This window comes from Nonomuraea sp. NPDC001684 (assembly GCF_053596515.1).
This window is the reverse complement of record NZ_JBSFGJ010000343.1, coordinates 1-9,959: the sequence shown is the minus strand read 5'-3', so window position 1 is coordinate 9,959 and position 9,959 is coordinate 1. Positions and strand designations below refer to the sequence as shown.

Genomic DNA, 9,959 nt, shown 5'->3' with positions numbered 1-9,959 from the left:
CCAGCCGGAAGAGAACTAGGCCAGGAGCGCGGTCGTGATGTACTGGCCCATGGCGATCGGCGTGCGACCGGCCCCGGTTCCCGCACGCCCCGGCGCGCCGCCGCCCAACCGCTGGCCGTGCTCGGCGACGCCCTGCGCCGCATGCACACCACCCTCGGCCCGTCCTACGGCAAGCTCGCTCACCTGGCCGACGGCCGGGCCCGGCCGTCCCGGCCCGCCGAGGACGTCGTCCTGGACCGCGCGCTCGCCCATCTCGCCGCCGTCGCCGCCCGCGACGCCCGGATGGGCCGGGCGCACGAGCGGATCGCCGCCCACGTTCGCGGCCTGCGCCACGCGGTCGCCCCCCGCGAACGGTACGGGCTCGTGCACGGCGAACTCGGGCCGGACCACGTGCTCGTCACGCCCGCGGGCGACCCCGTCATGATCGACTTCGAGGGCCTGACCTACTTCGACGCCGAGTGGGAGCACGCCTGGCTGCGCATGCGCTTCGAGGACGCCTACCCGGCGCTGCGCCCGCCCGCCCTCGACCCCGACCGGCTGGAGCTCTACCGGTACGCGCAGGTGCTCTCCCTGATCGAGGGCCCGCTGCGCATCGCCGACACCGACTTCCCCAACCGGCGCTGGATGCTGGACCTGGCCGAATGGAACATCGCCAAGGCCCTCGCCGTCCTGTGACGCCGGCCCGTCCGGTCAGGCTTCGCGGGGCAGCGGGGGCAGCGGGAGCGGCAGCCCCGGAAGGCCGTCGATGCTGGTCGCCACGTGCTCCTTCTTGTGGAAGTACGCGTCGAGCGACTCGTCGTCCTCGCGGGCGAAGCGGGAGCCGTGCAGCGGGCGGTCGGCGTCGTAGGTCATGAACGGGACGGCGTACCCGCAGGTGTCGCGGATCAGCCGGGCGGTCACGACGATGATCGCGCGCAGGCCGTGCGGGACGGGGTCGATGTCCGGGAAGTGCCGCAGCAGCCCGGCCCAGCGGGGGTCGTCGCGGAAGACCGGCTCGCCGTGGCCGTGCACGCGCACGATGTTCGGCGGGCCGTCGAAGGCGCACCACATCAGCGTGACGCGGCCGTTCTCGCGCAGGTGGGCGATGGTCTCGGCGTTGCTGCCGGCGAAGTCGAGGTAGGCCACGGTGTGGTCGTCCAGGACGGCGAACGAGCCCTTCAGACCCTTGGGCGAGAGGTTGACCGTGCCGTCGCCGGCCAGGGGAGCGGTCGCCGTGAAGAAGATGGGCTGGGACTCGATGAACGTGCGCAACCGGCCGTCGATCCGGTCGTAGGTCTTTCCCATGATCCGGATTATCCCCTTTCGTGGTTTCGTGTGGGGGTGAGAGGCGTCGGTCCCGCGGGTGGCAGAATGCCCGGCATGATCGCGAACGAGGGCCCGGAACCGCGTCCCCTGCTCCGGCGTCCCGCCGAGGGCGAGCTCATCGACGTCGCCGGGGTCCGGCACTTCTTCCGGCTGACCGGGGAGCACACCGGGGACCGGTTCGCGTTCGAGGAGTTCACGCTGGACCCGGGCGTCGTCGGGGCGCGCCCGCACGTCCACCACGGCCACGACGAGTACTTCTACGTCCTGGACGGCGAGCTGACCCTGCACGACGGCGCGGGAGAGGTGACGGTCGGCCCCGGCCACCTGCTGGCGGCGACGCGCGGCACCCCGCACGGCTTCCGGAACGCCGGCGACGGCACCGTGCGCGCGCTGTGCCTCTACACGCCCGCCGGCTACGAGGGATACTTCCGCGAGGTGCACGCGGCCGTCGCCGCGGGCGCGCAGATCACCGACGAGCTGCTCGCGGAGTTCCGCTCCCGCTACCGCACCACCTCGCTCTGACCCGCCCGACGGTCAGGGCGCGGCCGCGCGGGTGCGCAGCCGGCGGAGCATCCGGGCGTCGGCGAAGCCCACCTCGCGCGCGGCGACCTCGGCGGTGGCGCCGCGGCCGAGCAGGTGTTCGGCCCGCTCCAGCCGCAGCGCGGTCTGGTAGGCCAGCGGGGTGAGCCCGGTCGCCCGCCGGAACAGCCGGGTCACCGTGCGCTCGCTGCATCCCGCGGCCCCGGCCAGCAGGCTCAGCGGCAGCCGCTCGGTGAACCGGGTCTCGATCAGGTCCTGGATGCGGTGGACCGTCTCGTCCACGTGCGAACGCCGTCGCAGCAGCGGGCTGACCTGCTCCGCCGTGCCGTCGCGGTGGGCGTGCACGAGCATCGCGCGGGCCACCTGCCCCGACGCGTACGGCCCGTGCCGGGTGGTCACCAGGTGCAGCGCCACGTCGATCCCGCCGGCCACGCCGGCCGAGGTGACGATCCGGTCGTCCTCGACGTACAGCGCGTCCCTGGCGACGCTCGCCCGCGGATAGAGGCGGGCCAGCTCGTCCTGGACGGTGTGGTGGGTCGTGCACCGGCGGCCGTCGAGCAGCCCGGCCCGGCCCAGCGCGTCGGCCCCCGCGCACACGCCGGCCACCGTGCCGCCCGACGCGTGGTGTTCGCGCAGCCGGCGCAACGTCTCGCCGCTCGCCGGCCGGGCCGGCCCCCGCCAGCCCGGCACGACGATCAGGTCGTCGGGCGTCAGTGACGGCCACGAGGTCCGCGCGTGCAGCGTCAGCCCCTGCACGCTGGCCACCTCGCGCTCCTCGGCGACGTAGTCGATGGTGTACGGCCGGCCGAGGTCGGCGGCGGTGGAGAACACCTGGGCGGGCCCGGCCACGTCGAGCAGGTGCACCCGCGGGATGAGCAGGAAGACGACTCGGGACATGACCGGCGCCTCCTCAGTTCCCGGTGAGCTCGTCCACGGTCCTGATCGTGGCGAAACGACCCGACAGAGCGTATTCGGTACGGGCGAGGATCTCGTCCACGCCGAGCGTGCGCGGATCCCGCACGAGCTCGTCGAAGGGGGCGTCGCCGGGCGCGTCGCGGTGGGGGAGCGGCGTGGTGGCGGTGGCGTCGATGGCGAAGTCGACCTCGAAGCCCAGGTCGGAGGCGAGGCGCGCGGTGGTCTCGCAGCACTGCTCGGTCCGGATGCCGCAGACGGTCAGCCGCCTGACGCCGCGCCGGGTGAGGAACTGGTGGAGATTGGTGGTGGTGAAGGCGTTGTGCGCCGACTTGGTGAGGACGGGCTCGTCCGGAAGGGGCTCCAGGCCGTCCATCAGCTGGACGTACCCGCGGGCCGGATCGAAGACCGTGCCCGAGCCGGGCCGCGACCCGAGCACCCACACGACCGCGTCCCCGGCCTGCCTGGCGGCCGCGGCCAGGCGGTTGACCTGCGGGACGATGTCCGGCCTGGACGTGTGCCGCCAGTCGGGCAGCTGCAGGAAGGAGTTCTGGACGTCGATGACGACGAGGGCGCTGATCACGCCACCCAGGCTGGCCGGACGAGGCGCCCCGGCGGAAGGCACGACCTGGTCAGCGTGTGGACCGATCCAGTCGGCGCCCCGCCGCCGGGCCGATATCCCCCCAGCGTGACACCGTAATTCGCGGGCCCTCGCAAGGGCCGGTGCCGCCTGCCACCATGGAGGCGCCAGCTGATCCGGACGATCTCTGGAGGGGGCGTGTCATGAAGTGGTGGGAGGGCGACGACGGACGCCACGAAGGCTGGGATGCCGCCGTCTTCCCGGACGGGCGGGTCTCCACCGGCCCGGCCGACGGCGGGGCGAGGGTGCACCCGATCGGCTCCGACGGCCGCATCGGCTACGGCCGCGGCGACGTCGTGGACGGCCGCACCGCGATCGGCTGGCGCGGCCACTGCGCCTGCGGATGGCAGGGGCCGCTGTGGGAACGCGTGGCCCAGACGCGCCACGACTTCGCGGCCCGGCGCATCTACGCGCTGAGCGAATGCCTGCTGTCCGGCGCCGCCCCCGACGACGTGGCCGTCGCGATCCGCGCGGAGTGGGAGACCCACCTCGACCCGCCGAGCCTGGTCGCCGTCCGCCAGGCCGCCGAGGCCGTGCGCCGGGCCCAGGGCCACCTGGACGCCGCCGTGCGCGCGGCCCGCAAGGAGGGCGGCTCCTGGACCCGGATCGGCGAGTCCGCCGGCGTCCGCCGCCAGTACGCCCAGGACCGCTGGGGGCCCTGACCCGCCGGCTCGTGGGGCCCGGGGTCAGGCCGCCGACTGGGGACAGCAGCCGGGAGATCAGGCCGCCGGCAGGCGGTAGCGGCCGGAAGGTCAGGCCGCCGACCGGCGGTAGCGGCCGGGGGCGACGCCGAACTCGCGCTTGAAGGCGTTGCCGAAGGCGAACTCCGACCCGTACCCCACCTGCTCGGCCACCCGCGCCACCGGCGCGTCGGACTCGCGCAGCAGGCGGGCCGCGCTCATCAGCCGCCACCACGTCAGGTACGCCAGCGGCGGCTGCCCCACCAGCCCGGTGAAGCGGCGGGCGAAGCCGGCCCGGGACATGCCCGCGTGCGCACCGAGCGACTCGACGGTCCAGCGGCGGGCCGGGTCGCGGTGGATGGCGTCGAGCGCCCGGCCGACGACGGGGTCGGCCAGCGCGGCGGCCCAGCCGGAGACCGTGCAGGGCTCGTCCTGGGTCTCGAAGTAGGCGCGCAGGACGTACAGCTGCAACATGTCGAGCAGGGACGACACGACGGTGTCGGTGCCGGGCCGCGGGCCGTCGATCTCGGCGGCCAGCAGCTCGACGGCGGCCCGCAGCTCCGGACGGCTGCCGAGCGTCGCGGGCAGGTGGATCACGCCGGGCAGCGAGCCCAGGATGGGGTGGGTCCGGTCGAGTTCGAGCCGGTAGCCGCAGGACAGGACCACCGTCTCGGCCCCCGTGCCGCCGAACCCGGCCGACGCGAACAGCTCCGAGTGCGGCTCGCAGTCGGACTCGGCCAGCGGGCGGGCGGGATCGTCGGCCAGCCCGAAGTCGTCGCCGTGCGGCAGGAACACCACGTCGCCCACGCTGAGCGGGACGGGCTCGCCGTCCGGCGGGATCAGCCAGCACGACCCGCGCAGCACCACGTGGAACCCCGCCGACCCCGGCACCGAGCGGAACGCCACCCCCCACGGCGCCCGCCAGGAGATGCGGGAGGAGGTGGGGCGCCCGCACCGCATGAAGGCCATCACGTCGCTCAGCACGTCCATGGGGATCGAGTCTAAGGGCTGAGACGCTGGCGTATAAATGGTGGATAGCAGCGCATTCAGTATCTCAGCCGCTCTCCCTACGGTTGGTTTCCGTAACCGAACTGAGGGAGAGGGACATGCTCAAGGTAGGCATCGTCATCGGCAGCACCCGGCCTGGCCGCAACGGCGAGGCGGTGGCCCACTGGGTCCGCGATCTGGCGGCCAAGCGGGGCGACGCCGACTACCGGCTCATCGACCTGAAGGACTACGACCTGGGCAACCTGGACGAACCCGAGCACCCCGCCATGGGCAACTATTTGCACGAGCACACCAGGCGCTGGTCGGCCACGGTCTCCGAGCTGGACGCGTTCGTGATCGTGACCCCGGAGTACAACAACTCCTACCCGGGCGCGCTCAAGAACGCCCTCGACTTCCTGTACGCCGAGTGGACCAACAAGGCGGCCGGATTCGTCGGCTACGGCGTGGACGGCGCGCCCCGGGCCATCGCCCACCTGCGGCACGTGCTGGGCCTGCTCGGCGTGGCCACCGTGTCCAACCAGGTCGGGCTGTCGATCCACACCGACTTCGCCGACGGCTTCAAGCCCGCCGCCGCCCACGAGGACCGGCTGAACGCCGTCCTCGACCAGGTCCTCGCCTGGGGCTCGGCGCTGCGCCCGCTGCGGGCGGCCTGATCCCGCCCCGGTAGCCGCACGGGAGCCGCCCGGCGGTCGCACGGCGGGCGATGGGTAGATTGCGCAGAGTGGAAGACGAGGTGGTCAGCGGCATCCGGGTGCGCGGCGCGCGGGTGCACAACCTGCGGGACGTCGACGTGGCGATCCCGCGCGACGCGCTGGTGGCGTTCACGGGGGTCTCCGGGTCGGGCAAGTCGTCGCTGGCGTTCGGCACGATCTTCGCCGAGTCGCAGCACCGCTACCTGGAGTCGGTCGCGCCCTACGCGCGGCGGCTGCTGCAGCAGCTGCCGATGCCCGACGTCGACGACATCACCGGCCTGCCGCCCGCGGTCGCGCTCGGCCAGCGGCGGTCCACGCCGTCCGCGCGGTCCACGGTGGGCACGCTGAGCCGGGTCTCCAACTCGCTGCGCATGCTGATGTCCCGCGCCGGCGCCTACCCGCCGGGCGCGCCGCGCCTGGACTCGGACGCGTTCTCGCCCAACACCGTCGCCGGCGCGTGCCCGCAGTGCCAGGGGCAAGGGGTGTTGCACGAGGTCACCGAGGAGTCGCTGGTGCCCGACCCGTCGCTGAGCATCGCGGAGGGCGCGATCGCGTCGTGGCCGGGCGCCTGGCAGGGCAAGAACCAGCGCGACATCCTGGCGACGCTCGGCTACGACATCCACGCGCCCTGGCGCAGCCTGCCGCGGGAGCAGCGGGACTGGATCCTGTTCACCGACGAGGAGCCGGTGGTCACCGTCCATCCCGTACGCGAGGCGGGCCGGATCCACCGCCCCTACCAGGGCAAGTACGCCAGCGCCCGGCGGCTGGTGCTCAAGGCGTACGCGTCCTCGGCCAGCGAGAAGAGCCGCCTGCGCGCCGAACGGTTCATGACCGCCCGCACCTGCCCGCTCTGCGGCGGGCGGCGGCTGCGTCCCGAGGCGCTGGCGGTCACGTACGCGGGCCGCACCGTCGTCGAGCTGGCCGCGATGCCGATGGGCGAACTGGCCGGCGTGCTCCGCCCGCACCGGGACGAACCAGGACCGGCGGGGGCGCTCACCCGCGACATCCTCGACCGGATCGAGGTGCTGGACGAGCTGGGGCTGGGCTACCTGAGCGTGGCCCGGCCCGCGCCGACCCTGTCCAGCGGCGAACTGCAGCGGATCCGGCTGGCCACCCAGCTGCGCGCCGGGCTGTTCGGCGTCGTGTACGTGCTGGACGAGCCCTCGGCCGGCCTGCACCCCGCCGACTCCGCCGCGCTGTCGGACCTGCTGCGCCGCCTGCGCGACACCGGCAACACCGTCTGCCTGGTCGAGCACGACATGGACGTCGTGCGCCAGGCCGACTGGGTGGTGGACGTCGGCCCCGGCGCGGGCGGCGACGGCGGGCGCGTCCTGTACAGCGGGCCGGTCGCCGGGCTGCGCGAGGTCGCCGGGTCGGTGACCCGCCGCTACCTGTTCCACACCGTCGTGCCGGAACGGCCGGCGCACCGGCAGACGGGCTGGCTGGAGCTGCGCGGGCTCACCCGCAACAACCTTCAAGGCGTGGACGTCGACGTGCCGCTGGGCGTGTTCACCGCCGTCACCGGCGTGTCGGGGGCGGGCAAGAGCAGCCTGCTGGCGGCCGTCGCCGAGGCTGCCGGGGAGCGGCGGGTGGTCTGGGTGAACCAGCAGCCCATCGGCCGCACCCCGCGCTCCAACCTGGCCACCTACACCGGCCTGTTCGACACGGTGCGCAAGCTGTTCGCCGCCACCGACGGCGCGCGTGCCCACGGCTACGGCCCGGCCCGGTTCTCCTTCAACGTGCCCGGCGGACGCTGCGAGACCTGCCAGGGCGAGGGCTACGTCGCGGTCGAGCTGCTGTTCCTGCCCACGACGTACGCGCCCTGCCCCGACTGCGGCGGCGCCCGCTACAACCCCGACACGCTGCGGGTGACCTATCGCGACCGCACGATCGCCCAGATCCTGGAGATGACGGTCGACGAGGCCACCGGCTTCTTCGGCGACGTCCCCGCGGTACGCCGCCCGCTGGAGACGCTGCACGAGGTCGGGCTCGGGTACCTGCGGCTCGGGCAGCCCGCCACCGAGCTGTCGGGCGGCGAGGCCCAGCGCATCAAGCTCGCCGCCGAGCTGCAGGGCCGCCGCGCCGAGTCCACGATCTACCTGCTCGACGAGCCGTCCACCGGCCTGCACCCGCACGACACCGACGTGCTCATGGACCGGCTGCACGACCTGGTCGGCGGCGGCGGCACGGTCGTGGTCGCCGAGCACGACATGCGGGTGGTGGCGACCGCCGACCACGTCATCGACCTCGGGCCGGGAGGCGGCTCGGCCGGGGGCACGGTGGTGGCCGCGGGCACGCCGGCGCAGGTGGCCGCCAGCCCGCGCAGCCGTACCGCGCCGCACCTGAAGGGCCTGCTGTGATGCGCCGCGCGCTGTACCTGCCGCCGTTCGGGGAACTGGCCGATCCGCGGGTGCTCGCCGAGCTGGCCGCCCGCGCCGAGGACGCCGGGTTCGACGGCGTCTTCCTGTGGGACCACGTCGTGCGCCCGCTGAGCCCGGGGCTGGCCGTCTGCGACGCCTGGATCGCCCTGGCCGCGATCGCCGCCGCCACCGAGCGCGTCCGCATCGGCACCAGGGTCACGCCGCTGTCGCGGCGCAGGCCGTACGAGGTGGCCAGGCAGGCCGCCGCCCTCGACCAGCTCAGCGGCGGGCGGATGGTGCTCGGCGTCGGGCTCGGCGCGGACGACGGCGGGGAGCTGAGCAGGCTCGGCGAGACCGGCGACCCGCGCGTCCGGGCGGAGATGCTCGACGAGGGCCTCGACGTCATCTGCCGGCTCTGGACCGGCCTGCCCGTCCGCCACCGGGGCCGCCACTACCGCGTCGACGACCTGGCGTTCCAGCCGCAGCCCGTGCAGCGGCCGCGGATCCCCATCTGGGTCGCCGCCCAGTCGGTCCGGCAGGCGCCGCTCCGCCGCGCCGCCCGCTTCGACGGTCTCTGTCCGGAGACCACCCCGGTCGGGCTGCGGGAGATGCTGGCCGTCGTCGCCGAGCACCGGGGCGGGCTCGAAGGTTTCGAGGTCGCGGTCGGCGTCCCGCCGGGGGTGCATCCCGGCCCGTACGAGGACGCGGGCGCGACGTGGTGCCTCATCGAGTTTCCCGAGGTCAGCAGCGTCGAGCAGGTGATGGCGGCGATGATCTGAGGCGTTTGCGCGGTGACGGTGGCGGGGTAGGCCAGTCATCGCCCGTCCGGGGTGCGCCATGACACCACCCGGCCGGCGGCCCCGCGCGAGTGAGGAGCGAGCTGATGCGCCCGACCGGGCATCCCGAGAGCGGCGGCCTGCGCAGCCAGGCATGGTGGGACAACGCCGGCAATCCGGAGATGACCGCTCTCTACCTCGAACGTTTCCTCAACTTCGGGCTGACCCCGAAGGAGCTCCAGTCCGGCCGGCCGATCATCGGCATCGCCCAGACGGGCAGCGACCTCGTGCCCTGCAACCGCCACCACCTCGCCCTGGCCGACCGGGTCAGGGACGGCATCCGCGACGGCGGCGGCATCCCGCTGGAGTTCCCCGTCCATCCGCTGCAGGAGACCGGCAAACGACCGACCGCCGCCCTCGACCGCAACCTCGCCTACCTCGGGCTGGTCGAGGTGCTCTACGGATATCCGCTCGACGGCGTCGTCCTGACGACGGGCTGCGACAAGACCACGCCCGCGTGCCTGGCCGCGGCGGCGACGGTCAACATCCCGGCGATCGTCCTGTCCGGCGGGCCGATGCTCAACGGCTACCACCAGGGCAGGCGCATGGCCGCGTCGGGGTCGGGGCTGGTGATCTGGCAGTCGAAGCGGCTGCTGGCCACCGGCGAGATCGACTACGACGAGTTCATGGCGCGCGTGGCCGCCTCCGCGCCCAGCATCGGCCACTGCAACACCATGGGCACCGCCCTGTCGATGAACAGCCTGGCCGAGGCGCTCGGCATGTCGCTGCCGTGCTGCGCGGCGATCCCCGCGCCCTACCGCCGCCGGGCGCAGATGGCCTACGACACGGGCCTGCGGGCGGTGCAGCTGGTACGCGAGGACCTCACCCCGCGCAAGATCATGACCATGCGGGCCTTCGAGAACGCGATCGTGGTCGCCTCGGCCATCGGCGCCTCCACCAACGTGCCCATCCACGTCAACGCCATCGCCCGGCACGCCGGGGTGCCGCTGACGATCCACGACTGGCAGCGCGTCGGAGCCGACGTC

10 protein-coding genes and 1 pseudogene are annotated in these 9,959 nt (G+C 73.9%); 7 read left to right on the top strand and 4 right to left on the bottom strand.

Annotation, left to right across the window (positions count from 1 at the left end; genetic code table 11):
- Positions 1-675 (top strand): annotated as a pseudogene (locus tag ACWCSD_RS38725) (hypothetical protein); the annotation flags it as partial.
- A 15-nt stretch (positions 676-690) separates the two neighbouring features.
- Here the strand turns inward: ACWCSD_RS38725 and ACWCSD_RS38720 are convergent.
- The gene (locus tag ACWCSD_RS38720; RefSeq protein ID WP_449922380.1) at positions 691-1,284 is read right to left on the bottom strand and encodes a pyridoxamine 5'-phosphate oxidase family protein; all 594 of its coding nucleotides are present in this window, start codon (positions 1,282-1,284) and stop codon (positions 691-693) included.
- Positions 1,285-1,359: 75 nt separating this feature from the next.
- On the opposite strand from ACWCSD_RS38720, the gene ACWCSD_RS38715 reads away from it, so the two are divergent.
- Positions 1,360-1,827 carry a cupin domain-containing protein gene (locus tag ACWCSD_RS38715; protein WP_358300548.1) on the top strand — a complete coding sequence of 156 codons (468 nt, stop codon included), beginning with the start codon at positions 1,360-1,362 and terminating at the stop codon, positions 1,825-1,827.
- Positions 1,828-1,839: 12 nt separating this feature from the next.
- Here ACWCSD_RS38715 and ACWCSD_RS38710 read toward each other — a convergent pair whose 3' ends face one another.
- Positions 1,840-2,742 carry a GlxA family transcriptional regulator gene (locus ACWCSD_RS38710; RefSeq protein WP_397162957.1) on the bottom strand — a complete coding sequence of 301 codons (903 nt, stop codon included), beginning with the start codon at positions 2,740-2,742 and terminating at the stop codon, positions 1,840-1,842.
- Between the two features lie 13 nt (positions 2,743-2,755).
- Positions 2,756-3,340: a cysteine hydrolase family protein gene (locus ACWCSD_RS38705; RefSeq protein WP_449922377.1), complete on the bottom strand. Its 585-nt coding sequence runs from the start codon at positions 3,338-3,340 to the stop codon at positions 2,756-2,758.
- Positions 3,341-3,540: 200 nt separating this feature from the next.
- Here ACWCSD_RS38705 and ACWCSD_RS38700 point away from each other — a divergent pair, with 200 nt between their 5' ends.
- Entirely contained in the window at positions 3,541-4,059 is a 519-nt protein-coding gene (locus ACWCSD_RS38700) for a hypothetical protein (protein WP_397162953.1), read from the top strand.
- Positions 4,060-4,149: 90 nt separating this feature from the next.
- On the opposite strand, the gene ACWCSD_RS38695 is transcribed toward ACWCSD_RS38700, so the two are convergent.
- Positions 4,150-5,067, bottom strand: a complete 918-nt coding sequence (locus ACWCSD_RS38695; RefSeq protein WP_449922375.1) for an AraC family transcriptional regulator — start codon at positions 5,065-5,067, stop codon at positions 4,150-4,152.
- Positions 5,068-5,183: 116 nt separating this feature from the next.
- Here ACWCSD_RS38695 and ACWCSD_RS38690 point away from each other — a divergent pair, with 116 nt between their 5' ends.
- The 4 genes from ACWCSD_RS38690 to ACWCSD_RS38675 all read left to right on the top strand — a co-directional run.
- Positions 5,184-5,738 carry an NADPH-dependent FMN reductase gene (locus ACWCSD_RS38690; protein WP_449922373.1) on the top strand — a complete coding sequence of 185 codons (555 nt, stop codon included), beginning with the start codon at positions 5,184-5,186 and terminating at the stop codon, positions 5,736-5,738.
- A gap of 68 nt (positions 5,739-5,806) precedes the next feature.
- Positions 5,807-8,137: an ATP-binding cassette domain-containing protein gene (locus ACWCSD_RS38685; RefSeq protein ID WP_449922371.1), complete on the top strand. Its 2,331-nt coding sequence runs from the start codon at positions 5,807-5,809 to the stop codon at positions 8,135-8,137.
- A complete protein-coding gene (locus ACWCSD_RS38680; protein WP_449922369.1) occupies positions 8,137-8,916 on the top strand; it encodes an LLM class flavin-dependent oxidoreductase in 780 nt (259 codons plus the stop codon). The genes ACWCSD_RS38685 and ACWCSD_RS38680 overlap by 1 nt, the downstream gene beginning before the upstream one ends.
- Positions 8,917-9,020: 104 nt before the next feature.
- Positions 9,021-9,959 (top strand): dihydroxy-acid dehydratase domain-containing protein (locus ACWCSD_RS38675; protein WP_449922367.1); only part of this gene is annotated, 939 nt, incomplete at its 3' end.

What these genes read in the sequence shown, in the direction of transcription:
- ACWCSD_RS38715 (WP_358300548.1), top strand. Translation starts at nt 1,360, where the DNA reads ATGATCGCGAACGAGGGCCCGGAACCGCGTCCCCTGCTCCGGCGTCCC.
- ACWCSD_RS38700 (WP_397162953.1), top strand. Translation starts at nt 3,541, where the DNA reads ATGAAGTGGTGGGAGGGCGACGACGGACGCCACGAAGGCTGGGATGCC.
- ACWCSD_RS38690 (WP_449922373.1), top strand. Translation starts at nt 5,184, where the DNA reads ATGCTCAAGGTAGGCATCGTCATCGGCAGCACCCGGCCTGGCCGCAAC.
- ACWCSD_RS38710 (WP_397162957.1), bottom strand. Translation starts at nt 2,742, where the DNA reads ATGTCCCGAGTCGTCTTCCTGCTCATCCCGCGGGTGCACCTGCTCGAC.
- ACWCSD_RS38695 (WP_449922375.1), bottom strand. Translation starts at nt 5,067, where the DNA reads ATGGACGTGCTGAGCGACGTGATGGCCTTCATGCGGTGCGGGCGCCCC.
- ACWCSD_RS38680 (WP_449922369.1), top strand. Translation starts at nt 8,137, where the DNA reads ATGCGCCGCGCGCTGTACCTGCCGCCGTTCGGGGAACTGGCCGATCCG.
- ACWCSD_RS38720 (WP_449922380.1), bottom strand. Translation starts at nt 1,284, where the DNA reads ATGGGAAAGACCTACGACCGGATCGACGGCCGGTTGCGCACGTTCATC.